General features: G+C 44.2%; 21 protein-coding genes and 2 tRNA genes. 13 read left to right on the top strand and 10 right to left on the bottom strand.

Features of this window, described 5'->3' with window-relative positions:
- Nucleotides 1-63: 63 nt before the first annotated feature.
- The 6 genes from BHV83_RS09305 (at nucleotide 64) to BHV83_RS09280 (ending at nucleotide 7228) form a co-directional block, all read left to right on the top strand.
- Nucleotides 64-516, top strand: a complete 453-nt coding sequence (locus BHV83_RS09305) for a JAB domain-containing protein (protein ID WP_036658544.1) — start codon at nucleotides 64-66, stop codon at nucleotides 514-516.
- 507 nt (nucleotides 517-1023) lie between these two features.
- Nucleotides 1024-1932, top strand: a complete 909-nt coding sequence (locus BHV83_RS09300; RefSeq protein WP_122205878.1) for a hypothetical protein — start codon at nucleotides 1024-1026, stop codon at nucleotides 1930-1932.
- Between the two features lie 275 nt (nucleotides 1933-2207).
- Nucleotides 2208-2280 (top strand) — tRNA-Thr (locus tag BHV83_RS09295).
- Between the two features lie 103 nt (nucleotides 2281-2383).
- Nucleotides 2384-2869 carry a phage integrase SAM-like domain-containing protein gene (locus tag BHV83_RS09290; protein WP_286757432.1) on the top strand — a complete coding sequence of 162 codons (486 nt, stop codon included), beginning with the start codon at nucleotides 2384-2386 and terminating at the stop codon, nucleotides 2867-2869.
- A gap of 582 nt (nucleotides 2870-3451) precedes the next feature.
- Nucleotides 3452-6364 (top strand): ATP-binding cassette domain-containing protein, encoded by a 2913-nt coding sequence (locus tag BHV83_RS09285; RefSeq protein WP_122205877.1) that lies wholly within the window; start codon nucleotides 3452-3454, stop codon nucleotides 6362-6364.
- Nucleotides 6365-6397: 33 nt separating this feature from the next.
- Nucleotides 6398-7228 carry a hypothetical protein gene (locus BHV83_RS09280; RefSeq protein ID WP_122205876.1) on the top strand — a complete coding sequence of 277 codons (831 nt, stop codon included), beginning with the start codon at nucleotides 6398-6400 and terminating at the stop codon, nucleotides 7226-7228.
- Nucleotides 7229-7356: 128 nt separating this feature from the next.
- On the opposite strand, the gene BHV83_RS09275 is transcribed toward BHV83_RS09280, so the two are convergent.
- From BHV83_RS09275 to BHV83_RS09250, 6 genes are all read right to left on the bottom strand, one after another.
- A complete protein-coding gene (locus BHV83_RS09275) occupies nucleotides 7357-8520 on the bottom strand; it encodes a PP2C family protein-serine/threonine phosphatase (protein ID WP_005640671.1) in 1164 nt (387 codons plus the stop codon).
- Nucleotides 8521-8539: 19 nt separating this feature from the next.
- A complete protein-coding gene (locus BHV83_RS09270) occupies nucleotides 8540-9373 on the bottom strand; it encodes a sensor histidine kinase (RefSeq protein ID WP_122205875.1) in 834 nt (277 codons plus the stop codon).
- The gene (locus BHV83_RS09265; protein WP_122205874.1) at nucleotides 9366-10487 is read right to left on the bottom strand and encodes a sensor histidine kinase; all 1122 of its coding nucleotides are present in this window, start codon (nucleotides 10485-10487) and stop codon (nucleotides 9366-9368) included. Before BHV83_RS09265 ends, BHV83_RS09270 begins: the two co-directional genes overlap by 8 nt.
- A gap of 1 nt (nucleotide 10488) precedes the next feature.
- Nucleotides 10489-10899 carry an ATP-binding protein gene (locus tag BHV83_RS09260; protein ID WP_005640677.1) on the bottom strand — a complete coding sequence of 137 codons (411 nt, stop codon included), beginning with the start codon at nucleotides 10897-10899 and terminating at the stop codon, nucleotides 10489-10491.
- 21 nt (nucleotides 10900-10920) lie between these two features.
- Nucleotides 10921-11220 (bottom strand): STAS domain-containing protein, encoded by a 300-nt coding sequence (locus BHV83_RS09255; protein WP_005640679.1) that lies wholly within the window; start codon nucleotides 11218-11220, stop codon nucleotides 10921-10923.
- 112 nt (nucleotides 11221-11332) lie between these two features.
- Nucleotides 11333-12646 carry a Gfo/Idh/MocA family protein gene (locus BHV83_RS09250; RefSeq protein ID WP_119215923.1) on the bottom strand — a complete coding sequence of 438 codons (1314 nt, stop codon included), beginning with the start codon at nucleotides 12644-12646 and terminating at the stop codon, nucleotides 11333-11335.
- Between the two features lie 175 nt (nucleotides 12647-12821).
- Between BHV83_RS09250 and BHV83_RS09245 the strand changes: the two genes are divergently transcribed.
- From BHV83_RS09245 to BHV83_RS09230, 4 genes are all read left to right on the top strand, one after another.
- On the top strand, nucleotides 12822-13940 hold the full coding sequence (locus BHV83_RS09245; protein ID WP_122205873.1) for a PCMD domain-containing protein: 1119 nt from the start codon (nucleotides 12822-12824) through the stop codon (nucleotides 13938-13940).
- Nucleotides 13941-13954: 14 nt separating this feature from the next.
- A complete protein-coding gene (locus tag BHV83_RS09240) occupies nucleotides 13955-14740 on the top strand; it encodes a porin family protein (RefSeq protein ID WP_005640685.1) in 786 nt (261 codons plus the stop codon).
- A 326-nt stretch (nucleotides 14741-15066) separates the two neighbouring features.
- Nucleotides 15067-16419 (top strand): Gfo/Idh/MocA family protein, encoded by a 1353-nt coding sequence (locus BHV83_RS09235; RefSeq protein WP_286757431.1) that lies wholly within the window; start codon nucleotides 15067-15069, stop codon nucleotides 16417-16419.
- A 132-nt stretch (nucleotides 16420-16551) separates the two neighbouring features.
- Nucleotides 16552-18126, top strand: coding sequence for a sulfatase family protein (locus BHV83_RS09230; RefSeq protein WP_119215922.1), 1575 nt, complete (start codon nucleotides 16552-16554; stop codon nucleotides 18124-18126).
- A 63-nt stretch (nucleotides 18127-18189) separates the two neighbouring features.
- Here BHV83_RS09230 and BHV83_RS09225 read toward each other — a convergent pair.
- Nucleotides 18190-18263: transfer RNA gene (locus BHV83_RS09225), tRNA-Ala, on the bottom strand.
- Nucleotides 18264-18346: 83 nt separating this feature from the next.
- Here BHV83_RS09225 and BHV83_RS09220 point away from each other — a divergent pair.
- Both BHV83_RS09220 and ruvC read left to right on the top strand, forming a co-directional pair.
- Complete coding sequence (locus BHV83_RS09220) at nucleotides 18347-18661, top strand: DUF4286 family protein (RefSeq protein ID WP_005640693.1); 315 nt, start codon at nucleotides 18347-18349, stop codon at nucleotides 18659-18661.
- Nucleotides 18658-19215: a crossover junction endodeoxyribonuclease RuvC gene (ruvC, locus tag BHV83_RS09215; RefSeq protein WP_005640695.1), complete on the top strand. Its 558-nt coding sequence runs from the start codon at nucleotides 18658-18660 to the stop codon at nucleotides 19213-19215. The genes BHV83_RS09220 and ruvC overlap by 4 nt, the downstream gene beginning before the upstream one ends.
- Nucleotides 19216-19295: 80 nt before the next feature.
- Here the strand turns inward: ruvC and gdhA are convergent, their stop codons facing one another.
- Nucleotides 19296-20630 (bottom strand): NADP-specific glutamate dehydrogenase, encoded by a 1335-nt coding sequence (gene gdhA, locus BHV83_RS09210; protein ID WP_005640696.1) that lies wholly within the window; start codon nucleotides 20628-20630, stop codon nucleotides 19296-19298.
- Between the two features lie 371 nt (nucleotides 20631-21001).
- Here gdhA and BHV83_RS09205 point away from each other — a divergent pair, with 371 nt between their 5' ends.
- Nucleotides 21002-23962 carry a PEP/pyruvate-binding domain-containing protein gene (locus BHV83_RS09205; RefSeq protein WP_046452400.1) on the top strand — a complete coding sequence of 987 codons (2961 nt, stop codon included), beginning with the start codon at nucleotides 21002-21004 and terminating at the stop codon, nucleotides 23960-23962.
- 231 nt (nucleotides 23963-24193) lie between these two features.
- On the opposite strand, the gene BHV83_RS09200 is transcribed toward BHV83_RS09205, so the two are convergent.
- Together BHV83_RS09200 and BHV83_RS09195 are read right to left on the bottom strand one after the other, a co-directional pair.
- The gene (locus BHV83_RS09200; protein ID WP_286757430.1) at nucleotides 24194-25189 is read right to left on the bottom strand and encodes a metallophosphoesterase family protein; all 996 of its coding nucleotides are present in this window, start codon (nucleotides 25187-25189) and stop codon (nucleotides 24194-24196) included.
- Nucleotides 25190-25217: 28 nt separating this feature from the next.
- The coding region (locus BHV83_RS09195) for a metallophosphoesterase (protein ID WP_286757429.1) at nucleotides 25218-26231 on the bottom strand (1014 nt) is incomplete at its 5' end.

The following is a 26231-nucleotide window of genomic DNA, read 5'->3' as shown; positions in this document are numbered from 1 at the left end:
TACGAAGGATTAAAACCAAGCCGATACACAGGAATTATCAACAAAAATCAAATTTATATCATTATGGAAAGTCAGTACAAGGTATGTGAAGTGAAACTCACTTACAAGTCAAAGATTAAAGCCTCTGAAAGAGAGAAAATCTTATCCGCTGAAAATGCTTATAAAATCCTTTTATCTGTATTTGATTCTGAAACAATACAGTACAAAGAGTTTTTCAAAGTCATTTTAATGAATAGAGCCAACAAGGTATTAGGCGTTTGCCATATTTCAGAAGGTGGATTGAATGAAACCTCTGCGGATATACGCATTATTATGCAGGCTGCAATATTGGGTAATGCTTCTGCCATCATATTGGCACACAATCATCCGTCTGGGAACATACAACCAAGTATGCAAGACGATCAAGTGACAAAAAGAGTAAAGGAGATTGCCAAATTGATTGGTATCAACCTTCTGGATCATCTTATCATAACGGATGAGACTTATTACAGTTATTCTGAAAACGGACGGATTTAAGATTGTGAGACATGGAAATAATACTTTATATCTTAATTGCCGCCATTGTGTACCTGATAGTGTTGTTAATCTATCCGATCATTCCGTTTATCCTTCTTTTTACCTTCTTATATGAGGCGATAAAGGATTAAACGATATATTTTTATTTAAACCATTGAATTATAAAACGCTTTTCGTACTTTTGTCCCAATCTCATACGCCTAAAGAGATAGGACACAGTGTGAGAGGACATACGTTTAACGAAAGGTGTTATTGAAATTATCTTCTATTATCAAATCTCGCAAATTTGAAAATGGTACGAAGATGATAGCAATAGCACCCGCATCATTTGATATATATTTATCTGTGAGGATAAATTATATACAAAACTGGTGTGGGTTGCTGTTGCTTTATCCGTACCATAGGCAATGCGAGAGCCTGATAATAGGATAAAGCCAATAGTGTTCCCACACCTTTTTTATTTATTAATCTTTCCAAAGGGGACAGGAAAAAACAACAAGAATCAAAATGAATAGAATTTTTAATGTATGTATGTTTATTATTTGTTATTTGTTACTGTTATCTAGTTGTGATAAAGAGCCATTGATGGGAAGTGATGAATGGGAACAGAAAAGAAGAAATAATTTCTACGATTACAAAGTGAAAAATCGAGATGGTTTTGATATGCAAAGCATTATTCCGTGTGGTTATAATGAAGATACTGTATTCTTGGCTGGAATTAAAAATGAGAGAATGTGGATCGGTATGTTTGATGAGCATACAAAGGAACAATTGAAAGAATGGAACGGGACGGAAACAATCGAGCGTACAATAAAAATCGATTTGGGATATGGTGAAACAGAATTTTTTGATGTTACAACATTTAAAATTTCTCCTTACAAAACGCAGTGGGGGTTTGTTTCTACATTTTCGTATCTTCATCGAAGAGCTGTTAGCTGGGCTTCAAGTGATTCAATACCTGATAAAGGCTGTCTTTTCTTGAATGGCGATAATATGATTTTCCTGAATAATTTACGTATTGCAATACCTTGTTGGTTTCAAGGGAGCGTTGTCGTATCATATAAAAAATCTGATAATGAAGATTATTGTGCAATTTTATCCCCTATAGGAGATTTGATTATGGAATTAGGGGAAGGTCCTCAAGGAGAACCTATTTCTTATACAGAAGGGATTTTTATTGCCCGTGAAAGTGATTACTTTATTATCAGACATAATTATCAAACGGGAAAAGATGTTTGGAAGACCTCTATCCCTTCTTTAAAAGATGTTGAAGATAATGCCCGCATCAATTCAACAATCTTAGAACAAAGTAATTCGATTTGGAAATACCAGTTTGATATTACCAATTATGACGGAAGTAAGAAACAAGTTATTTTTACTGTTGATGTGGAAACTGGAAAAGTAACAGAAATATAAGCCAAACGCAATAATCAGAATACATAAATGGAGAACAATGAGATATTGAATTCCCCTAATAAAGGGATATAAATAAAGATCACCCAAACGAGTAAAGAGCTTTCTTATTCACTTGGGTGATTTTGTGTATATAAGAATTGAAAATGAGATAATTAACAATAGTATTAATCTAACATTTGTTTAAACTAACACTTAAACCAGAAATTACATAAAATCAGAAAGATAACAGAATTGAATTGTAAATATCAATAATTCAATGTGTTATATTGAGTGTCGCCGAAATAGCTCAGCTGGTAGAGCAACGCATTCGTAATGCGTAGGTCGCCGGTTCAAGTCCGGCTTTCGGCTCACAATATCAAGCAGTTATCTTTTTAGGTAACTGCTTTTTTTATGGTGTTTTCTGTGGTTTACATCTCAGTTTACATGGGGCATGTAAACTGAGATGTAAACCATGAGTACAACAATTAGTGTCGTATGTTACAAGTCTAAAGTGTTGAAAAACAATGAATCACCTTTAATGTTGCGTATCTGTAAAGATGGTAAACGGAAGTATGAAAGCATTGGAATTTCAATATTACCTTCTTTGTGGGATTTCAAGCAAAACAAACCCACAAGAAAATGTCCAAATAAGGAGTATATAGAAAGGTTAATAGCAGAGAAAGTAAAAGTTTATACAGATAAGGTTATAGAGTTCAAATCACAGGAAAAAGAATTTACTGCAACATCTTTAATGGAGAAGGTGAACAAACCAGTAAAGCGTAAAACTGTGCAAGAGGTCTTTAACCAGTATATTCAAGAACTTGAATCAGCAAATCGTTTACGTTATGCGGATATGTATAAATGTACTATGCATTCTCTTATAAAATTCAACAAGCATTTGGATATTCCTTTTTCTGATATGGATACAATTTTGTTAAAGCGTTATGGACAGTCTTAAAGAGATCAGGTGTCAATACCTTTTTAATCTGTGAGGCTTTAGGGCGCAGTTCAGAGAGAGTAACCCAAGCTGTAAAAATGACTATTGATAAAATGTTTTCTGACATTTAAAATTCTCTATACATTATTGTATATATTCCTTATGATCCGAAACCTTTGGTTTTCTGCTACTTTGTTCGGAATCTGTCTGTTCTAAAAGAGTAACTGGTCCGGAACATGCCATAAACTATTTCGAAAGTCATAGTAAACTAATTCAAAACATACTGCATATTATTTATATGTAGTTACTATCTATCGCGAATATGTAGTAACTACTAGTTGATGATAGATAGTACTACGTATAAGCAACAGGTAGTAACTACCAATAGATACTTTACTATATGTTCTGATTTAGTTCTTGGGGTGTTTTGACTTAGTTGATGGCATGAAACGGGTTAGTTGGCTGCTTGCCTGAGAGAGGTTTCAGGTAGTGCCGGTAAGGTATCATGTATAACTTTGGCTGTTTACGTTTCTGATATTCTTTGTTTTTTCCTTCGAATCTTTACTATCTTTGCAGGTAATTTATCTTACACAGACAAAATAAATGAATGAGACCATATTAAACGGTTTATTAAATCTATTTGCTATTTTCGCTTCCTCCGTGCGGATTGAAAGGGAGCAGGCAAGTCGTGCCGTTCATTCTTATCTCTCCAGCCACTTCGGGGTACGTTCCCATAAAGAGTATATTGAACTTTACAACGCATTGCGCGATATGTATGACGATTCGCTCTTTGTACTGGACAAAGAGCAGATTGTTCGGAATATATGCGAACAGATGAAAGTAAAGTTGAGAGCCGAAGAACAATTGCTTTTGCTGATCCGTTTCGTGGAGTTTGCCTATACGAACAGTGAGGAGGCGGATCAACATCTGGCTCTGTTCCGCCTGGTAGCTGATATTTTTTCGATCCCTCAGGAAGAATTTGACGATGCGCTTGCCTTTATCACAGGGCAAACTTCTTTGTCTTTGCTGACGATCAGCGGAGAGGAGGAGGCGGAGGTCAACCATATCACGCGGAAAGGGATGGAAGGGTTCATCCGTGTGCTCTATATCCGTCGCTTCGACAAGCATATTTTCACCTATCATGGGAACGGGCAGGTATTTATGAATGATATTCCGCTTTCGTCGGATATGTTTTATGCCTGGCAACATAGCAGTGTGCTGAAAGGGCCTTTGTTCCTGCCGGTTTATTACAGTAATCTACTTGCCGTTTTTAATAAGAACGAGCACAAGGAAGTCATTCATCTGGCCGGACGTGATATTGATTTTACATTTAAGAACAGCCATAACGGGTTGCATAACTTCTCTTTCAATCTCGAATCCGGACAGCTTGTTGCCATTATGGGCGGGAGCGGGGTCGGGAAGTCGACATTGTTGGGAATCATGAACGGTAATATTCGTCCCGATAAGGGAGTGATCACCGTGAATGGCCATCCGCTCGACTCTCCGGATGCACGCCAATTGATCGGTTTTGTTCCGCAGGATGATTTGCTGATAGAGGAGTTGACCGTTTATCAGAACCTTTTGTATACGGCACGGCTCTGTTTCGCGCGTTTGACGGACGAGGAGATTGGGCAACGTGTGGAAAAGGTTTTGAAGGAGTTGGACTTGGAAGAGATAAAGGGGCTCGAAGTCGGTTCCCCTATTCGTAAGACGATTAGTGGAGGTCAGCGAAAGCGTTTGAATATCGCCCTCGAACTGATACGTGAGCCGGCTATCCTGTATCTTGACGAGCCGACATCGGGATTGTCGTCTTCCGATTCCGAAAAAGTAATCATGCTCCTGAAGGAACAGACTCACCAGGGTAAATTGGTGGTGGTGAACATACATCAGCCTTCGTCCGAAATCTATAAGTTGTTTGACTGCCTGTGGCTACTTGACCGAGGAGGCTATCCGATCTATGACGGGAACCCGATAGAGGCAATCACCTATTTCAAGCAGGCGGCCAAGTATACTGATCCGGATATCAGCGTGTGCAGTGTCTGTGGTAATGTGAATCCCGAATTGATTTTGAATATCATTGACTCTAAGAAGATCGACGACTCTGGAAACCAAACGAATATCCGAAAGTTCACACCGGAGGAATGGCATGCCGAATATCTTGCTTCCCGTCCCGCTTTTTCGCTTGTCGAGGAGGAAGCATTACCGAAGAACCAGCAGAAGAAACCTTCCTGGTTCAAACAATTCCTGATCTTCCTGGAAAGAAATATACGTACGAAGCTGACGAATAAGCAATATCTAGCTATCACGCTATTGGAAGCCCCTTTGCTTGCGCTGATCGTCGCCCTTCTGACCCGCTATATGGACGGGGATGAATATACGTTGCTTGCCAACAAGAATTTCGTGTCTTATATCTTCATGTCAGTCATTGTTGTCTCCTTTATGGGATTGAGCATCAGTGCCGAGGAGATTATAAAGGACCGGACGATCCTGAAGCGCGAACATTTCCTTCGGTTGAGCCGGAGCAGCTATCTGACATCCAAGATGGTGTATCTATTGGCTGTGTCGGGGCTGCAATCGCTTTTGTTCATCGGGGTGGGGAATACCATTATCGGAGTGGGAAGCGAGATGTTCGGCACGTGGTGGAGTATTCTGTGGGCAACGTCGTTCCTGGCGAATCTGACCGGGCTGATCCTTTCGCAGACGATGAGCTCGGTTGTTGCGATCTATATCACGATCCCGCTTCTGTTGATCCCACAGATATTGCTTTGCGGCTTGGTCATCAAGTTTGACGATCTCAATACACGGGCTTCGGATGAGAACATCGTGCCGTTGATCGGCGAGGTGATCCCTTCGCGCTGGGCTTTTGAAGCGTTGATGGTGGAGCAGTTCTGCGACAACGCTTATAACCGTCCTTATTTCCCGATTGAGAAAGAAAAGTATCTGGCGCAATATTACGAGAACGTTCATTTACCGGAGGTGCGCAGCTTGGTAGAACAGATTGCGCTAAAAGATGATCCCGATAAGCGGAAAACGGTCGAGAACGAGCTGGCCGTATTGAGCCGTGCTGCCCGTATCGCTCCCCGCATGGAGGGAGAGGGATATCTGGCATATCTGGACAAAGTGGATGCCGCTTTGCACGAACGGGCGCACAACTTCACTGCCTATCTCGATCAAATCCAGCAGGAACGCGGCAGGAAAGAAGGGACCGAGCAACTGATGAAGATGAAGAAAGCCCATCATAATATGGCAATAGAAGACCTGGTTATGGGGACTGGAGGACGTCATCTATATAAGGAAGCGAACCATCGTATCTACCCAGCGATCGGGCAAGTTTATGTGGAGCCTGACAACCGTTTCGGACGTGCCGCTTTCTACAGCCATGAAAAAAATTGGGCCGGATATCATATTTCTACTTATAAATTTAATTTATTGGTTATAGGTTTCTTTGCATTATTGTCGATTATCGCTATATTCGCAGAGTTTCCGGGACGTTTCTTGAAACGGGACGAATTTTAAGACTCGAAATAATAAATTATTAAATTATACAATATGAAAAAGAGTGTATTAAGCATGCTCGCCGTAGCAGCATTAGTGTTTGGAATGACTTCCTGCAACGGAGCCAAGAAAACAAGCGAAGAAGCCGAAAAGACTGAAGAAGCCGCTGTTATAGCAGGTAAGGCTCCGAAAGACCTGTTGACTGAGGAGTTGAAACAAGAGACAATTCAATTGTTGAAGGATATGCCGGATTCTGATATTCCTTATCGTCTTTCTACAGGTGAAGTAAAAGTAAATGTGGGTGATATCAAGTATATGGTGCCGGTTGGTAAGGCTGCCGAATTGAGTACACCGACGCAGAAAGCCCGTGCATTGGGTATGTATATGGCTGATTATAATGTATTGAAAGCGATCGGTAAGCCGACAGCCGAAGTGGAAGGCGTAATAGCCAAGTTGGCTACGGACTTGAATGTGTCGTTTGTTTTGGATATCCTGAAAGAACAGGCTCCGAAAGATGCAACTAAAGAGCAATTGCAAGCTTTCTTGAACGCACAGGAAGACAAGATCATCGAAAAGATGGCAGCCGAAAACAAAGTAGATGCCGAAGTTGAAATGTTAGGTGCTGCTTCTGCCGAATATGCTTGTTTAATTGCCAATCCGACATTAGTTGTAGAAGGTGATGCTACTTCTGCCGGTCTTTCTACAAATATGGAAAAACGTGTCAGCATGTTGGAAGAGGTGGTTGCCGATTTGGCTGCTTACTATCCTGATTTGAAACAGTTAGGCGAAACGATTGCTCCGCTGAAAGAAAAGGTTGCTTCTATCCAGAGCGCTCGTGCTGCTAATGCCGAGATCATGGGGATCCGCGATGCTTTGCTGAAGTAAGCAAGATTTCTATACATAAAAAGATAAGTATCCCGGCTTCCTATTGGAGGCTGGGATATTTATTTTTTTGGGGAATCCATTTTCATGAGTTGGTAACTCGTGCGTTTAATTTGGTCAATTCATTTTCGTCACCCTTTGTAACTGATCGAAAGCAATGTAATATCGTCCGATTGGACAGCACCGACGACAAATTCGCCAACCGTCTCGGTTATCTTTTCCACAACCTCTTTCGGGTTCTTTCCGGCAAGTGTCCGGCAGTTTTCGAGCAGCCGTTGTTCGCTGTATAGTTCATGCTTCGTATTCATCGCTTCTGTTACTCCATCGGTATAGAGAAAGAGATTGTCGCCGGGTGACATCTTCAGTTCCTTTTCGTGATAACTGGCATCGTTGATCGCCCCCAATATCATGTCTCCTGTGGACGGTACTTTGGAAACGGAACCGTCTTTTTTCATCAGGATAGGCGGGTTGTGCCCTGCATTACTGTAGGTGACGGTGCCTGTATGAATATTCAGGATACCGTAGAATACGGTCACGAACATGTCGTTTACGCTTTCTTGGCAGAGAATGTTGTTGGAACGTTGCATACACATGGAAGCCGAGTTTTCGGTCAGTGCGATGGCACGTATCACAGTCCGGCTGATAGCCATGAAGATTGCGGCGGGAACACCTTTGCCCGACACATCGGCAATGACGAAGCCCAAGCGGTCCTGGTCGATGCGGAAGAAATCATAAAAATCCCCTCCTACATATTTGGCTGCGTTCATATAGGCATACAAGTCGAACGATTTCAACTCCGGAAACGGAGGGAATGTCTTGGGCAGGATTGTTTGCTGGATTTCCTGGGCGACATGCAGGTCGTTCTGGATGGATTCCAATTGTGTGTGTTCCCTTTGTGCCTGCTTGATGAAAGCGATCTGCTCGGCTGCCTTTTCAATGGTTCGTTCGAGGTCTTCGAGATTGATTGGCTTGGTCGTGAAGTCGAAGGCTCCCTGATTCATGGCACTACGAATATTCTCCATATCGCCGTAGGCCGATACCATAATGCATTTTAGCGCAGGGTTACGCATCTCGTTAATCTTTGTGAGTAACGTAAGTCCGTCCATTTCCGGCATGTTGATATCGCTCAGGATCACGTCGAAGTCCGGCATGGCAAGCAGCATTTGGAGTGCTTCCAGTCCGTTGTGGGCGAAATGGAATTCGTATTCACCTTTCTTTATTTTGCGCCGGAAATATTGAGTCAGCAATATTTCCAGGTCAAGTTCGTCGTCTACACTTAATATTTTTATAGCCATAGTAGCGTTGTTTCTCTGATTATTTAATCGGAATGGTGATTGTGAAACGGGTGAATTCGTTCGGCTCCGATTCCATCTCGATCGTTCCGTTATGTTTTTGTTCGATGATCGACTTGGTGATAGAGAGGCCGAGACCGGTTCCTTCTCCGACCGGTTTGGTGGTGAAGAACGGCGTATAAAGTTTCTCTTTGACCTCCTTCGTGATTCCCGGGCCGTTGTCTTCGATAACCAACCGTACCCGGTCGCTGTCTTTTGCCAGTCTTACCTTGATGGTCGGACTATAAGGATTTTCAGCGACACCTTTGGATTTGCTGAAGACTGCATAGCAGGCGTTGTTCATCAGGTTGAGAACAGCGCGGCTGAAGTCCTGCGGGATTACTTTGACCAACGGGAGTGTATTGTCGTATTCTTCTATGATGGTAACATTGAAGCTCTTGTTATTGGCGCGGACAGCATGGTAGGAAAGCCATACATATTCTTTTGTCAGCTGGCAGAGGTCGGTCGCTATATATTCATCGTCTTTGCCGCGGGAATAGAGCAGGATGCCTCGGACGATACTCGATGCCCGGTTGCCGTTTTCCTCGATCTTGCACATGTTGCTTTTGAGGTCGTCCATGATTTCCCTAATCTCCTCGTCCACCTCGGCAGAGAGCTTGCTTTCCAGTTCGTCCAATACGTCTTCCATATCTTGCAGCAACTTACATGATAGTTTGCTGAAGTTGATCACAAAGTTGAGCGGGTTCTGTATCTCATGTGCGATACCTGCGCTCAACAGTCCGAGTGAAGCCATCTTTTCCTGTTGGCTAATCTGTTTCCTCAGATGTTCTAACTCTTTCATACTGTCCTCATTCATTGTTGTTGCTTTTTTGATAAATAGGAATCGTAATCATAAACTCGGTAAAGTTGTCCTTCTCGCTTTTCACGATGATGGAGCCTTGGTGGTTCAAGATCACCTCACGGCAGAGATACAAGCCGACACCCGCTGCCTCGGCAGTGGGCTTCGTGGTGAAAAACGGTTCGAATATCTTGGCTTTGATATTGTCTTCGATACCGATGCCGTTGTCGCGGATGCAGAGGAAGATTGTCCCGTTCAGTCTCTTTTCCACGTGTATGTTGATGACGGGTGTGAATTCTTCTTTTTGCAATTTCTTCAGCAATGCGTAGATGCTGTTCTTGAGTAGGTTGAGCATCACTTTGTTCATCTGCTCAATGTTGATCTCTGCGGTCGCAGGTTCTGCCGGACAGTCGAGTTCTATCTGTATCTGCTTATTCTCAATGTCTTCTTTGAACTGCTTGCGGATCACGTCTACGTTCACTTTGCAGAGGTTGCAGATGTCCGTTGGAGTGACGTCGCCGTGACGGTCTTTCAATAATTCTTCCATCGCTTTGACGATCCGGACAGTGTTGCAGCCGTGTTCGTTTATCTTCTGCAAGTTGCTGTTGATCATATCGAGAATCTCGATGCTGTCGGCGTAGTTCTCTTTTGACATGATCGCCTGCTGGTCCGTAATGTTTTCTTTCAAGTCTTTGATCAGATTGGCGGAAAGGCCGGCAAAGTTGTTGATGTAGTTGATCGGGTTCAGGATGCGGTCGACCAGTCCCTGCGTCAATTGTCCGACAGTAGCCAGTTTTTCCTTGCGGACCAGTTCGTCCTGTGCTTTCGCCAGAGCGTCGAGGGCGTCGGATAGTTTCTTGGATTCATTCAGCACTTGGTCGCGCTGGATACGGAGTTCGATTGTTCGCTCTTCTACCACTTTGGCGAGATACTCTTTCTGTTTCAGTTGTTTGCGCAGTTTCGTCTTGTAGATATACAGGATGATTTGAACGCCGATCAGGCTGGCTATCCATCCTCCCCAGTCGTAATACATCGACAGGATAATCAAGATCCAGTCGGCCAATACGAGCTTCTCTATGATTTGCAGCTTTACTTTGAGCGCTGCTATATCTCTAATGTCGAAGTCTGCCATATCAACAAATGTCTTTTGCCATTGTGAGTATATTTTTCCCGGCTGAACGACTATAGCTGACTTCCGTCATCAGTTGCTTGACCAGATAAATTCCGAGGCCGCCTGTCGGGCGTTCTTCCAGTGAGAGAGTAAGGTCCGGCTCCTGTCTTTCGAGAGGGTTGAAACTGATGCCGGTATCGGTTATGACGATTGTCAGCCGTTTGTTCTCGTAGCTCATGTCGATACGGATGTCCTGGTCTTTTTTGTCGGGATAGGCATACTGGATGACGTTGGTCACGGCTTCTTCGAGTGCCAGTTTGATTTGCATCGACTGTAGTTCTCCCAGTTCATAAGTACCGGCTTGCTGGTCCAGAAACGCGTATAGACGGGTTAGCTGTTTCAGCTCATTCTTTATATGTAGCGTATTTGTCATCTGCCGGAATAAAGATACTTGTTATTCGATCGTGAGGATGTGAGAGAATCCGGTGATATTCAGGATTTCCATAATCTCATTCTGAATATTCTTCAGCCGGAAAGAGCCTCCTTTGTTCTTCATCCCTTTTTGCAGTGTAAGGAGCAGGCGGAGTCCGGCACTGCTGATGTAGGTCAGTTCCGCACCGTCGAGCACTACCGTTTGCGCTTCCCCCTGCAGGATGGGAGCGATCTCTTTTTCAAGATCGACGGAGGTTAACGTATCCAATTGTCCGGAAAGATTGATGACTGTTTCTTTCCCGTTTTCTATTGTTATCTTCATAATCTGTTCCTATTCTGATTTTTCGTTCAAGCAAAAGTATAGATAATCCATTACGTGAGCAAGTTATTGTATAAAAAAGGTTGTGCCTGTATTTGACACAACCCCTTTTGGTTTAAATCTTCGGTAACTCCCAAGGTGCCCTGTATTCCTTGCATAAATATTTGTCTGCTTCTGCGTCATGGAAACTCTTTCCGTCCCAAGTCAGTTTCTTGCCGGTACGGTAGGCGATGTTGCCTAATTGGGAGAACTTGGCGATATGGGCGCCGATTTCGATACTGGCATTACAGTTGCGGTTGCGCGATTTGATACATTCCAGATGGTTCTTGACATGCAGGTTCAAACCGCCTTCACCATATGCTTTCTTCAATGGAACCGCTTCCATGCGGGCTTTGCCGCTTACCTTTTCGGGGATTACTTCCCAGCCACTGCGATCGACAACCAGTGTTCCGTTTTCTCCGACAAATCCCAGGCCGTGATTGCGCCCGTAAGCTCCGTCGTCGATACCGATTGCATGATCCCACATGACGGTGAAGTCATCGAATGTATAAATTGTTTGAAGCAAGTCCGGTGTTTCGCAGGCGTCATCCGGATATCCGAATTTGCCTCCCGAAGCCATGATAGAGTTGGGGGCTGTAACGTTCATTCCATATAGTGCATAGTCGAGTAGATGCACACCCCAATCAGTCATCAGTCCGCCGGCATAATCCCAAAACCAGCGGAAGGTGAAATGGAAACGGTTACGGTTGAACGGACGTTTGGGAGCCGGACCCAGCCACATGTCATAGTCGATTCCTGCGGGAACGGGTTCGTCCGGTTTGACCGGGATGGAAGGACACCAACCTTGATACGAGAACACGCGGACGGTACGTATCTTGCCTAATTGCCCGCTGTGTACGAATGCCATGGCATCCTGCCAGTGCGGATCACTGCGTTGCCATTGTCCTACCTGTACAACCCGATTGTATTTCTCGGCGGCGCGAACCATAATGTTACATTCTTCAATGCTGTTGCCTAACGGCTTTTCGCAATAAACATCCTTACCGGCTTCACAGGCGGCTACCATCTGCAGGCAGTGCCAATGGTCGGGTGTACCGACAATGACAACGTCGATATCTTTGTTATCGATCAGTTTCCGCCAGTCTTTATATAGGTTTTTAACTTTCTTGCCTGTGATTTTTTGAGTTTCAGCCGCGCGACTGTTGAGAACTTCGTCGTCGATGTCGCATAATGCGATACACTCGACTTCCGGATTCCGGAGGAAGGCTTGTAGGTCTGAAAATCCCATCCCTTTACAGCCAATTAGTCCGACGCGTATTTTGTCGTTCGCTCCTACACTTCCAGGAGTCGCGTTGATAAAGAATGGACTCATGGAAAGTCCGGCTCCTAATAAGGTCGCTTGCCGGATAAAATCTCTGCGTGTTGTCATGGTCTTATGAATTAGATATTATAAGTTGTTGAGCCAAATGTATAAATAATAGGTGAGCGATACAATAAAAACTGTGATAAAAATATAAATACGGTGGCTTTTTGGGAAAAGGAGCGTATTTTTGTATCCGGTTTGCTTTTTAAGGAAAACCTATTATTTGTAAAACAGACATAAGATGATTAGAGTAACTTATTTTATTGTATGCCTTTTGCTGGGAATTACGCTGGTTTCGTGTATTCGTGACGAAGCGTTGAATGCAGAAGCGGATATATTGACTTGTACAGTGCCGGGAGATATCTTGAAACGTGATCCAATTATAGAAAATAATAAGGTAGTATTGATGGTAACGGCCGATGCCGATTTGACACATCAGGCACCTGAATTTACATTGACTCCCGGTGCAATCATTTCTCCGGCCAGCGGGACCGAACGTGACTTTACGACTCCGCAATTTTATACGGTAACTTCTGAAGATGGAAATTGGAAGAAAGAATATCAAGTTACTTATATTATTGCCGGAATTAGCTCGGAATATCATTTTGAGAATGTAAAGGATTACAAGAGTTCGCTTTTGAAATATGTTTATAATATTTTCTATGAGAATGATTCTGAGGGAAAATGGGTAATGGATTGGGCCAGTGGAAATACCGGTTTTGCTTTGACTGGTGCAGGTACGGAAGATCCGGCATCATTTCCGACTTCTTCTTATGCGGAAGGAAAAATGGGCAAATGCGTAAAGTTGGAAACAAAGTCGACAGGGGATTTCGGTTCGAAGTTGGGTATGCCTATTGCTGCCGGTAATCTTTTTATGGGTACGTTTAGTGTAGGGAACGCATTGACCGACCCATTGAAAGCAACAATGTTCGGAGTTCCGTTCGAGCATATACCGACCTACTTGAAGGGGTATTATAAGTATAAGGCAGGTGAAGTTTATAAAGATGAGAATGGAAATATTGTAAAAGATAAAAAGGATACGTGGGATATTTATGCAATCTTTTACGAGACAGATGAAAAGACAAAAACATTGGATGCAACGAACCGTTTTGATCATCCTAATTTGATATCCATAGCTCGCATTGATGAGAAAGACCGGAAGGAAACGGATGAGTGGACGGAGTTTTATTTGCCATTTGTGACAAAGACTGGAAAAACTGTAGATAAAGATAAACTGAAAGCTGGTAAATATAATGTGGCTATTGTCTTTTCTTCCAGTATTGAAGGGGATTATTTCAGAGGTGCTGTCGGCAGTACATTGCATATCGATGAAGTGGAACTGATTCATGCAGCAGATTAAAAAAGATTATTGTGATGAGAAAGAATATTGTATCAATTTGTGTACTGGCCTTGCTGCTGGTAACGTTTTCGGTTTTTGGACAAGAAGACCGGAATAAGGGAATTATCAATTCTGCATTGATCGGTTTGGAGTATGAGGTAAAAGCCGGCTTTAACATAGGGGGAACGGCTCCGATACCATTGCCCGTTGAGATTCGTGATATAACGGGGTATAATCCTACTATGGCTGTTGCGATAGAAGGGAATGTGACAAAGTGGTTCGATCAAGAAAAAAAATGGGGAATGAGAATCGGTATTCGTTTGGATAGTAAAGGGATGAAAACGAATGCCAATGTGAAAAATTATGGAATGGAAATCATCGGTGAAGGGGGTGAACGCATAAAAGGAAATTGGACTGGATATGTGAAGACTAATGTAAAGAATACATATCTGTCTTTTCCGGTTTTGGCTACTCATCAGTTTAATCGTCGCTTCAGTATGAATCTGGGACCGTATTTTGCCTATATGTTGGAGGGTGATTTTTCCGGAAACGTGTATGATGGTTATTTGCGCGAAGGTGATCCTACCGGTAATAAGGTCGTTTTTGCCGATGGAAAAAATGCCCCTTATGACTTCTCGAAAAACCTTCGCCGTTTCCAATGGGGTGCGCAGTTAGGTGCCGAATGGCGTGCTTTTAAGCATTTGAATGTCTATGCAGACCTGACTTGGGGATTGAATGATATCTTTCAGAAAGATTTCGATACAATTACTTTCGCCATGTATCCGATTTACCTGAACGTCGGTTTCGGCTACGCTTTCTGATACAAACGTATTTTGATATATCGTTATGGCTTTCCTGATTCATAATTATGAAATGGAAAGCCATAATTTTTTTAATAAACGACATCTTTTCTATAGGGCAATCACACCAAAAGAACCCTTTTTTCTACCTTCTTTCCTCTATTGTCATTTTGATACCTTAATCAGGAAATTTGCTATCAAATAGAATGTTAAAAAATATTACCCGCAAGAATGATTTCCAAAAGAGGCCCTATTCATTCAAATTAGATGGGATAGATGTGTTGTTTTGATATTTAATACCTATATTTGTCCGAATAATTTTTTAGTCCAATATATTTTGAATTACCATGAAAGAAAACACTAAGAAGGGTGTAACCCGTCGAGAGTTTCTCGGCCTTTCCGCTCTTGGATTGGCAAGTTTGACTATCCTGCCCAGCTGGGCTGTAAATGGGGTGCGTATCGCACCGAGTGATCGTGTCGTTTTAGGGTTTGTCGGATTAGGGCAACAAGGTTTATCCGATTTTAAGAGTTTCTCTACTTGTCCTGGGGTGCAGGTCGCTGCCTGTTGTGACGTGGATTCCTTGAAACGCGAACGTTTCAAACGTCGTGTCGAGGCTTGGCAGAAGTCTCTGAATGTAGCTCCCCGTTGCGATATGTATGAATTTTATGAAGATGTGCTGGACCGTAAGGATATCGACGTGATTGAAGTGGCAACACCTGACCACTGGCATGCATTGGTTGCTATCCATGCTTGTCAGAGCGGTAAGGATGTTTATTGCCAGAAGCCGTTGGCTTATACGATTACGGAAGGTCTGGCTGTTGCTCGTGCCGTACGCGATAATAATCGGGTTTTTCAGATCGGTAGCCAGCAGCGTTCGAGTAAGGAGTTTCAGGATGCGATTGCGTTGGTTCGTGCCGGTAAGATCGGCCATATCGAAAAGATATACGCCCGTGTCGGCGAACCCCCCAAGCCATTGGACTTGCCGGAAATGGATATCCCCGGTAATCTGAATTTCAATCAGTGGATGGGACCGTTGAACGATCCGAAGATTCATTATCATCCTGATCTTTGTCCTCCTATCTCTCTTGAACCCGAACAGAACGAGAAGTTGTGGGGGGCATGGCGCTGGTATCAGGAAACCGGAAACGGATATACAGCCGATTGGGGGGCTCATATGTTCGATATTGCACAGGCGGCCATCGGTATGGACGGCTCCGGTCCAGTAGAGTTTATCCCGAAAGGATATGAAGGCACAGAATATGCGACGATGAAATATGCTAATGGTATCGTGATGACCGAACAACCTTATCGTGAAGATAATGCCAACGCGCAAGGTATCAAGTTTATCGGCGATAAGGGGTGGTTGAAAGTCGCTCGCGGTTATATCGAATGTTCCGATCCTTCCTTGTTGCCGAAAGAGGAAAAGAAAGTCGGGAAGGGAGAATATGAAGTAAGCTCTCCGCATATGCAGAACTTTATCGATTGCGTTCGTTCACGCCGGAATCCGATTGCTCCGGTTGAAGTCGGTTGTAGTACGAATACGCTTTGCTGCTTGCAAAACATTGCCCGTGAACTGGGACGTCCTGTTCATTGGGATCCGGCAACGTTGAGCTTTAATGGCGATAGGGAAGCCGAATCACATCGTTTGTACTGGTACGAATACAGAAATCCGTACAAATTGCCGTATTATGACAAATAAGAAAGGTAAGAGGTAAAGGAAAGTCCCGGAATAAAGTTTCGGGACTTTTTTATATATTTTTTAGTCCGGATAGTGATTATTCCGTTCGCTCTGTTTAATTTTGCCAAATCCAGACAAAAAACATAATGTATCATGAAAACTAATCAACTATTTCTTTTGACAGGTTTGGTAGCCGTAACTCTTCCTGCCTGTGTCCAAAAGGACAAAAAAGGGGTGTCGGAGAAGCCTATGAATATTCTCTATATCATGTGCGATGATCATTCTTATCAGACAGTTAGTGCTTACGATCATCGTTTTATCGAAACTCCGAATATCGACCGGATTGCTAATGAAGGCGTACGGTTTACGAACAGTTTCGTCGCCAACTCTTTAAGCGGTCCCAGTCGTGCCTGTTTGCTGACGGGCAAGCATAGCCATAAGAATGGCTTTACCGACAATACGAAACGTTTTGACGGCAGCCAGCAGACATTCCCGAAGTTGTTGCAACAAGCCGGCTATCAGACTGCAGTTGTAGGGAAATGGCATCTGACATCCGATCCTACCGGTTTCGATTACTGGAATATCTTGATCGGACAGGGGGATTATTATAATCCGTACTTTATCGATAACGGAGAGAAAAAGCAGATCGAAGGCTATGCTACGAACATCACGACGGATTTAGCTTTGGACTGGCTGGATAACAAACGTGATAAGAATAAACCTTTCTGTCTCTTGCTCCACCACAAAGCGCCCCATCGTACCTGGATGCCGGATACCTGTGATTTGGATTTGTATGAAGATGTCGTTTACCCGGTTCCCGAAACATTTTATGACAAATATGAAGGGCGTATTGCCGCATCCGAACAGGAAATGAATATTATCAAGGATATGGATCTCGTCTATGACTTGAAGATGGCAGATAAGGAAAATGAGATCCATACGACTACCGGCCTTGAAGAAAATGGCCGTAATTTATATAACCGGATGACTCCGGCTCAAAAGGCAGCTTGGGACAAACATTATGATCCTATTATTAAGAAATTCAAGGAACAGAAGTTGACGGGGAAGGCGTTGGCTGAATGGAAATACCAACAGTACATGCACGATTATATGCGTGTGATCCATTCCGTAGACCGTAATGTGGGGCGTGTGTTGGATTATATGGAGAAAAGCGGTTTATTGGAAAATACTATTATCGTTTATACTTCCGACCAGGGATTCTATATGGGTGAACATGGCTGGTTCGACAAACGTTTCATGTATGAAGAATCTTTCCGTACACCGATGTTGGTTCGTTTTCCCGGCGGTGTTAAAGGCGACATCCCCGAAATGGTCCAGAATATCGACCATGCAGCGACTTTCCTTCAAGTGGCGGGCGTCCCTGTTCCCGAAGATATCCAGGGTGATTCTTATTTGCCTTTGTTGAAAGGTGAAAAGCCGAAAGATTGGCGTACTTCTTTATATTATCATTTTTACGAGTATCCGGCGGAACACGCAGTAAAACGTCATTATGGTGTTCGTACCGACCGCTATAAATTAATCCATTTCTATAATGATATCGATGTGTGGGAACTTTATGATCTGCAAAACGATCCGATGGAAATGCATAATATCTATAATGAACCGGGCAATGAAGCCTTGATCGACAGTCTGAAAACCGAACTGAATAAATTGCAGGAACAGTACGACGATCCGATTGAAACGGAGTTGGCAACTGCGAAGAAATAAGATAGAAATAACAAAAAAGGCATTCAGAAATGAATGCCTTTTTTGTTATTTACCATAAGGTTGTGGAGCATATCGGACTCGAACCGATCACCTTCAGACTGCCAGTCTGACGCTCTAGCCAGATGAGCTAATGCCCCGTATGACTTATTTTCAAGCGCAAATATAGGGCTTTTCCTGATATAACCACTATCTTTGCCATAGATTTTTTATAAAAAATAAGATGATTGTTTATAATACAACGTTCCATATAGAAAAAGATATTCTGGATGAAAGTTTGGATTATCTGAAAAAACAGTATATCCCGAAAGCCGTGGAGAGCGGTTTCCTACAGCGGCCATGCCTGCGACGTGTGATGCAGGCTGAAGAAGGAGAAGGCATCAGTTTCTCCGTCCAGTTTCATGTTAAGAATGTCGATACGTTGAATTTCTGGTTGCAGAATGAAGGAAATAACCTTCACCGCGCATTGGTTGCTCGTTTCGGTCATAAGATTGCCGGCTTTAGTACTTTACTGGAAGAGATAGATTGGGAGAAATGACGAAAGACCGTGTCATATTGGGCATTGATCCTGGGACGATTGTGATGGGTTACGGAGTGCTGACGATTGAAGGAAACAAACCCAAACTGGAAGCTATGGGGATACTCCAATTGAATAAATACGAGGATCATTATTTGCGGCTCCGTAAGATTTTTGAGCGGGTCTTGGGACTTATCGATCAGTATCATCCGGACGAACTGGCCATTGAAGCTCCGTTTTTCGGGAAGAACGTACAGAGTATGTTGAAATTGGGGCGTGCACAGGGAGTCGCTATGGCTGCCGCACTCGAACGGGATATCCCGATATTTGAATATGCCCCGCTAAAGATCAAGATGTCCATTACCGGAAATGGGAATGCTGCAAAAGAACAAGTGGCCGGGATGTTACAGCGCTACCTGCATATTCCGGAAGCATCCATGTTGCCGCAATTGGATGCGACAGATGGATTGGCAGCTGCCGTTTGCCATTATTTCCAGACGAATAATCCGATACAGGAAAAGAAATATACCGGATGGAAGGACTTTATCGCGAAGAATCCGGGTAAAGTTCATTGATACAAAAAAGGATGCCTGCAATTACAGGCATCCCCCTTCTCATAGACACACTTCTCTATGTATATTGAATACACATCGATCTATACGATACCTTGCGCCATCATTGCTTTGGCCACTTTCATGAAGCCTGCAATGTTCGCACCTTTCACATAGTTGATATATTGATCCTCTGTTCCATGTTCGACACATTGTTGGTGGATAGCGCTCATGATCTGATGCAATTTGTCATCGACTTCGGCAGCTGTCCACGAAATATGCATGGCGTTCTGAGTCATTTCCAGGCCGGAAGTGGCGACACCGCCAGCGTTGACAGCCTTGCCCGGTGCAAAAAGTTGTTTATGCTCGATGAACAGGTCGACAGCTTCAGCTGTACATCCCATGTTGGATACTTCGGCTACGCATGATGTCTTGTTCTCGATCAGCTTGCGTGCATCGTCTGCGTCCAGTTCATTCTGGGTGGCACAAGGCAGTGCGATATCCACTTTCTGTTCCCAGGGTTTCTTGCCGGGATAGAAGGTCGAACCGGGGAATTCTTCGGCGTAAGGAGCTACAATATCATTACCTGAGTTACGCAGTTCCAGCATATAATCGATCTTTTTTCCGGAAATGCCGTCCGGATCATAGATATAGCCGTCCGGGCCGGAGATCGTGACGACTTTTGCACCCAGTTCGGTAGCCTTTGTGGCAGCTCCCCAAGCGACGTTTCCGAAACCGGAGATAGCAACAGTCTTACCTTTAATATCTATACCATGAGTTTCCAACATTTGGTGAACGAAGTAGAGGGCACCGAAACCGGTTGCTTCGGGACGGAGGATAGAGCCGCCGAATTCCATACCTTTACCAGTGAACGTACCGGTGTTTTCGCGAGCCAGTTTCTTATACATACCATACATATAACCGACTTCACGTCCTCCTACGCCGATGTCACCCGCCGGAACATCGCGGTCCGGTCCGAGGTTACGCCATAATTCGAGGATGAATGCCTGGCAGAAACGCATGATTTCCGCATCACTTTTTCCGCGAGGAGCAAAGTCGGATCCCCCTTTACCACCGCCCATCGGCAATGTTGTCAAAGCGTTTTTGAAAGTCTGTTCGAATCCTAAGAACTTCAGGATGGACAGGTTGACAGAAGGATGGAAGCGGATGCCGCCCTTGTACGGGCCGATCGCGTTGTTGAATTGCACACGATATCCCAAGTTGACTTGTATTTCCCCTTTGTCGTCTACCCAGGGCACACGGAAGGTGAAAATACGTTCCGGTTCAACCAATCGTTCGATGATTTTAGCTTTCTCGAATTCGGGATGCTGGTTGTACACTTCTTCAATTGAAAGAAGAACTTCTTTTACTGCTTGCAAATACTCCTTTTCGCCCGGATGTTTTGCTTCCAGTGCTGATAAGATTACTTCTGTCTTCATAGTATATAATTTCTTTTTAAGATAACATTCTGTTTGCAAATATAGGGAATAGCCTGGGTTGACAAAATGTTTTGCTTACTTTTTGATAGTTCTTTTTATGTTTTTGAACAATGTTCTTTAAGTGAAAATCCGGATTCCTACGGATGGGATTCCGGTTTCACTTTGTGCCAGGAAATGTGTGGTGCTGTTGGCACAGCCGTTTCCTTGCTGTGAAACGTTTGTGCCATATAGGTGAAATGCTTGTGCCATGCTAAGGAAACGTCTGTGCCATGCTGAGGGAACGGATGTGCCACTTGCTCAAATCTTGTCACATGCTTTCGGTTGATTGTTTTTTTCCTTACATTTGAGGCCGTTAATTCTATCGAATCATTATGAGCGGAATACCGGACTTTAAGAACCTTGTGTTTAAAGACACATCATTCGCCAATCTAATGAATAAGCGTATATATAATGTATTGCTTATCGCTACTAAATACGATGCCTTCATGCTGGAGGACGATGGGCGGGTGGACGAGCAGATATTCAACGAATATACGTCACTAAGCCTTCGTTACCCGCCTCGTTTCACACAGGTGACGACAGAGGAGGAGGCACTGGCTGAGTTGAAAGACCGTAACTTCGAACTGATCATCTGCATGCCGAATATGGATAACCGCGATATCTTTGCGGCGGCGACGGAGATCAAGATTCATTACCCCAATATACCGATCGTAGTCCTCACCCCATTCTCGAAAGAGGTATCCAAGCGGATTGCCAATGAAGATTTGAGTGCGATCGACTATGTGTTCAGCTGGTTGGGAAATGCGGAGCTGTTGCTCGCCATAATCAAGCTGATCGAGGACAAGATGAATGCGCCGGACGATACGGCCAGTGTCGGTGTGCAGATTATCTTGTTGGTGGAAGATTCCGTCCGTTTCTATTCTTCGGCTTTGCCGCATCTGTATAAATTTGTATTGGAACAGAGCCAGATGTTTGCTAAAGAGGCGTTGAACGACCATCAGCGTACACTTCGTATGCGTGGGCGTCCCAAGATCAAGTTGGCGCGTACCTATGAGGAGGCTGTCCGCATCTTCAACCAGTACCGCGATAATATGCTGGGGATCATCTCGGACATGAGCTTCATGCACGACGGAGTGAAAGATCCTTACGCTGGATACAAGTTCGGGCAGTATGTGCGGAAGACCGGCCTGATCATCCCTTTTGTCTTGGAATCGTCGGAGGCAAGCAACAAAGTGTATGCGAAAGAACTGGGAGCTTCCTTTATCGACAAAAATTCCAAGAGTTACCCGCAGGATCTGAGGAAGAAGATCATGCAGCGTTTTGGTTTCGGCGATTTCGTCATCCTGAATCCACAGACGAAGGAGGAGATCATGCGCATCAAGGACTTGAAGGATTTGCAAAAGAAGGTCTTTCAGATACCGGACGATTCGCTGGTTTATCATCTGAGTCGTAACCATTTTTCCCGCTTCTTCTATTCCCGTGCCATGTTTCCGCCGGCAGAGGTGTTGAAGCGTGTGGATGTGAGCGACTACAAGGATATGGATGAGGCGCGCAAGTTGATTTTCGACTTGATCGTGCAGTACCGTCGGATGAAGAATTCCGGTGTTGTTGCAGTCTATCAGAAGGAGCGCTTCGACGAATATAGTAACTTTGCCCGTATAGGCGACGGTTCGCTGGGAGGAAAGGGCAGGGGCCTGGCGTTTATTGGGGCGATGGTAAAGCGTTATCCCAAGTTGGAACACGATCACTTTGCTGTGACCATTCCGAAGACGGTCGTGATCTGTACAGACATCTTCGACGAATTTATGGAGACAAACGAACTGTATCCAGTCGCACTGAGTGATGTGGATGACGAAACGATCCTGAAATATTTCCTGCGTGCCAGCCTTCCCGCCCGTCTGATTGAAGACCTGATGGCGTTTTTCGATGTTGTCAAAAGTCCGATTGCCGTCCGTTCGTCTAGTCTTCTGGAAGATTCCCATTATCAACCGTTCGCTGGGATTTATTCTACTTACATGGTACCCAAGCTGGAAGATAAATATGATATGCTCCGTACGTTAAGCGACGCGATCAAAGCAGTCTACGCTTCTGTCTTTTATCGTGACAGCAAGGCATATATGACGGCGACATCGAACCTTATCGACCAGGAAAAGATGGCGATCGTTCTACAGGAAGTAGTAGGGAACCGGTATAATGACCGTTTCTATCCTACTATCTCTGGTGTCGCACGTTCGTTGAATTTCTACCCGATTGGAAATGAAAAGGCGGAAGACGGAATTGCCAATATTGCTTTGGGGCTTGGAAAATATATCGTAGACGGAGGGCAGACTTTACGTTTCTCTCCTCGTCATCCGCACAATATTTTGCAGATGAGTACGATGGACTTTGCGCTCCGTGAGACTCAAACTCGTTTTTATGCACTTGACTTGAAGAATCTGGCAGATCAGTTTTCTGTGGATGATTCGTTTAATTTGCTTCGTCTAAATCTGAAAGACGCGGATGCGGACGGTTCTCTGAAGTTTATTGTTTCGACATACGATCCTTATGATCAGGTTATTCGTGACGGTTACTATCCTGGCGGGCGTAAGATATTGTCTTTTGTGAATGTTCTTCAACATGAGGTTTTTCCGTTGGCCGATACGCTCGATCAGATACTGCATGTCGGACAGGATGAGATGGGGCGGCCTATCGAGATTGAGTTTGCGGTAAATATAGATCCGCAGAATCCCGGTTTCGCTACATTCTATCTGTTGCAAGTTCGCCCGATCGTGGATAACAAGGAGGTAATGGAAGAAGACCTGACGCTTGTGGAACAAGAGGATACAATACTTACATCGACAAGCGTTTTGGGACATGGCATTGTGACAGATGTGCAGGATATTATATATGTAAAGACCGGTGCTTTCTGTTCCTCCAACAACCAGTCGATAGCCTATGATATCGAGAAGATGAACCGCCAGTTCACAGGAGAAGAAAAGAATTATGTTTTGGTTGGTCCTGGTCGTTGGGGGAGTAGTGACTCCTGGCTGGGCATTCCGGTGAAATGGCCTCATATCAGCAATGCACGTGTTATAGTGGAATGCGGGCTGGAAAATTATCGTGTCGATCCGAGCCAGGGAACGCATTTTTTCCAAAATCTGACTTCGTTTGGTGTCGGTTACTTTACGATCAACCCGTTTAAGGGTGATGGCTGGTTTGATGAGGGATATCTGAATTCCTTACCAGCGGTGGAGGAAACCGAATACCTTCGCCATGTCCGTTTCGATAAACCGGTCGTAATCAAGATGGACGGCAAGAAGAGTTTGGGAGTGGTGTTGAAACCAGAAAAGTAAAATGATAAATAAAGAGAACGTAAATGTGTTAAAACTCCTTTGTCATGATCTTTTAGGCACGGATTACATAGATAAATTTATTTTTTTCATGTAATCCATGCCTAAGTTATATCTATTGTATTTCTACACACCTTCGTCTTGGTTTCAAAACATAGGTGTTTTGAGGAAGAAACATGCATGATTCGTTTTCAAAACACCTATGTTTTGAAAACGGTCGGATTATGTCCTGATTTAGTCTTTCTTTTTGATGAAATCCGAAGGATAGTTTACCGTGTTGATCACCTCTCCGTCTTTTAGGCGAATCCAGGTTCTGAAATTGGTTGATCCTTCAGTCATCTCGATAACGCGGGCACCGTTGCTCAGGTTGTTGTACACCGTGTCGCCACCGGTGTAACGGCCGTAGGCAAGCAGGATGCCTTTCCAGAAAACAGCATAGTCATCATCATGATCGTGTCCGACAAATACACCTAAGATATCCCCCATTTCCTTCATCGAGGCAAACATGCCGGAGTTCAGTTGCGGAGCGCAGGCTTTTTCTTTTCGGGTTCCGACCAGGATGGCCGTTTCATCTGATGCGGCCTGGTTGTATTCCGGCAGGGCGATGTGGAAGAATGCCAGCGAGGGCAGGGGAGTGCCGCCGTTTTGCTTTGTGTATTTCGCGCTGTTTTCGCGGTACCATCGGATCTGGTCAAACTTGATGTAATCATAGCCGCCTATTCCCTTGATCTGTGAATATGAGTGAGAGTCCATACAATACAGGATGGCTGCGTCTTTCTTTCCATCGGACGATTTCAAGGGAAGAATAAAGTTGGTCGCTCCTGTGACTCCTGCCACGGAATCGGTCAGGTTGTAAGGTATTGTCTGTATGATATCGAATAGCTGAGTACGGGTAAGTCCCTGTTCGTCATCGTGATTGCCGAATGTCACTCCGAAGGGTATTTGGCGGTTGGCCGCTAAGTTCAGGATTGTGCGCATCCCTTCCTCTGCCGGTTGACCGTAGATGACATCACCTGTGAATAGCACTAAGTCCGGTTTTTCCGCATCCAGCACTTCGTTGATGCGTTCGAGAGAAACGGCTGACTTGGGATTCCCGTGAATGTAATGTACGTCCGTGAACTGTACGATTTTGAACTTGCCGTCTTTATTGAATTTCAAGACGGGTTTCTGTGTGTAGCCTGGTTGCAGGCATCCGAGCACAAGTGAAAGAATAATAAGAAGTTGTTTCATCTTTAGATGGTTTTTGTTTATGAATGGTTTATTCGATCGTGATGTCGAATTGATCGTATGAATCTGTTCTCCAAGCCTTTTCGGATGTCAGGGGAGAAAGTGCGAACAGGGGGGAGAATGTTTTGATCTTAATCGTCTTTCCATCCGGCATAAACTCCATGATGCGGAGCCAGCAGTCTCCCCCGTTGCCATGCCATTGACCGTCGGCGGTCTGGGCGTTGAACATCATTTGGGCTACATTCTTGCCTGTGCTGTTTTTGTCAGTCCTGAAGCTGACATTGCCCTTGTAGTCTGCTATCTCGCATTCATGTCCGCATATCACCATGCAGATGTTGGAGGAAGGATAGACCAGTTTCTGCCAGATGGCTTCTCCGTAATTGGCGGGTGATATTTTGTAGCTTTCCTTGATGTGACGTTTGGCTTCCGGTGACATATAGGAGTGTGTCAGCAGGATCACTTTATGATTTTTGTATTTGGCTTTACCGGCAACTTTGGCCGCCCATTCGATCGCCTCGTCACGCGGAGCAAATTCGAGTGATATGACCAATAGTTTTCCCCATGTGTCTGTCTCGAACTCATAAGCTGCATTTTCAAGAGTCGGAATACCTTGATAGTTCAGGCCTGTCTCGACCAATGACTTTTTCCAGCAGCTATTCCGCTCGGAAGGGAAATAATCAGGAAGGTGGCAGAGGCGGTTTTCTGCTTTCTCATATCCGTAATCGTGATTCCCGGTACAAACGACATAAGATATTTTGTCGTCGAGCCGTTCAAATGCCCTGGATGCGGCCTGCCATTGTTCTTCGCTTGTCTGATTTCCGTTTATGCCGTCCGGAATCCGTATCTCGTTCTGCTCAACCAAATCACCGGTACACAGAACTCCTTTGATATTCAAAGGTTCGATGCTGTTGGCAATCCAAGCTGTCTGTAGCTCGAATAGCGGTTGGTTAGCATCGAACTTGTTATAACTCTGCGGATCAGGCAGCAGGATCATGGAAAAAGAATGCTTGTCGGATAGTTGAGGCCGGACAGGGTAGATCTGGGC

It is taken from the genome of Parabacteroides sp. merdae-related_45_40, assembly GCF_001915675.1.
Note: the sequence above shows the minus strand (reverse complement) of the source record. Positions and strands in the feature narration are given on the sequence as shown.

What these genes read in the sequence shown, in the direction of transcription:
- BHV83_RS09305 (WP_036658544.1), top strand. Translation starts at nt 64, where the DNA reads ATGGAAAGTCAGTACAAGGTATGTGAAGTGAAACTCACTTACAAGTCA.
- BHV83_RS09300 (WP_122205878.1), top strand. Translation starts at nt 1,024, where the DNA reads ATGAATAGAATTTTTAATGTATGTATGTTTATTATTTGTTATTTGTTA.
- BHV83_RS09290 (WP_286757432.1), top strand. Translation starts at nt 2,384, where the DNA reads ATGAGTACAACAATTAGTGTCGTATGTTACAAGTCTAAAGTGTTGAAA.
- BHV83_RS09285 (WP_122205877.1), top strand. Translation starts at nt 3,452, where the DNA reads ATGAATGAGACCATATTAAACGGTTTATTAAATCTATTTGCTATTTTC.
- BHV83_RS09280 (WP_122205876.1), top strand. Translation starts at nt 6,398, where the DNA reads ATGAAAAAGAGTGTATTAAGCATGCTCGCCGTAGCAGCATTAGTGTTT.
- BHV83_RS09275 (WP_005640671.1), bottom strand. Translation starts at nt 8,520, where the DNA reads ATGGCTATAAAAATATTAAGTGTAGACGACGAACTTGACCTGGAAATA.
- BHV83_RS09270 (WP_122205875.1), bottom strand. Translation starts at nt 9,373, where the DNA reads ATGAATGAGGACAGTATGAAAGAGTTAGAACATCTGAGGAAACAGATT.
- BHV83_RS09265 (WP_122205874.1), bottom strand. Translation starts at nt 10,487, where the DNA reads ATGGCAGACTTCGACATTAGAGATATAGCAGCGCTCAAAGTAAAGCTG.
- BHV83_RS09260 (WP_005640677.1), bottom strand. Translation starts at nt 10,899, where the DNA reads ATGACAAATACGCTACATATAAAGAATGAGCTGAAACAGCTAACCCGT.
- BHV83_RS09255 (WP_005640679.1), bottom strand. Translation starts at nt 11,220, where the DNA reads ATGAAGATAACAATAGAAAACGGGAAAGAAACAGTCATCAATCTTTCC.
- BHV83_RS09250 (WP_119215923.1), bottom strand. Translation starts at nt 12,646, where the DNA reads ATGACAACACGCAGAGATTTTATCCGGCAAGCGACCTTATTAGGAGCC.
- BHV83_RS09245 (WP_122205873.1), top strand. Translation starts at nt 12,822, where the DNA reads ATGATTAGAGTAACTTATTTTATTGTATGCCTTTTGCTGGGAATTACG.
- BHV83_RS09240 (WP_005640685.1), top strand. Translation starts at nt 13,955, where the DNA reads ATGAGAAAGAATATTGTATCAATTTGTGTACTGGCCTTGCTGCTGGTA.
- BHV83_RS09235 (WP_286757431.1), top strand. Translation starts at nt 15,067, where the DNA reads ATGAAAGAAAACACTAAGAAGGGTGTAACCCGTCGAGAGTTTCTCGGC.
- BHV83_RS09230 (WP_119215922.1), top strand. Translation starts at nt 16,552, where the DNA reads ATGAAAACTAATCAACTATTTCTTTTGACAGGTTTGGTAGCCGTAACT.
- BHV83_RS09220 (WP_005640693.1), top strand. Translation starts at nt 18,347, where the DNA reads ATGATTGTTTATAATACAACGTTCCATATAGAAAAAGATATTCTGGAT.
- ruvC (WP_005640695.1), top strand. Translation starts at nt 18,658, where the DNA reads ATGACGAAAGACCGTGTCATATTGGGCATTGATCCTGGGACGATTGTG.
- gdhA (WP_005640696.1), bottom strand. Translation starts at nt 20,630, where the DNA reads ATGAAGACAGAAGTAATCTTATCAGCACTGGAAGCAAAACATCCGGGC.
- BHV83_RS09205 (WP_046452400.1), top strand. Translation starts at nt 21,002, where the DNA reads ATGAGCGGAATACCGGACTTTAAGAACCTTGTGTTTAAAGACACATCA.
- BHV83_RS09200 (WP_286757430.1), bottom strand. Translation starts at nt 25,189, where the DNA reads ATGAAACAACTTCTTATTATTCTTTCACTTGTGCTCGGATGCCTGCAA.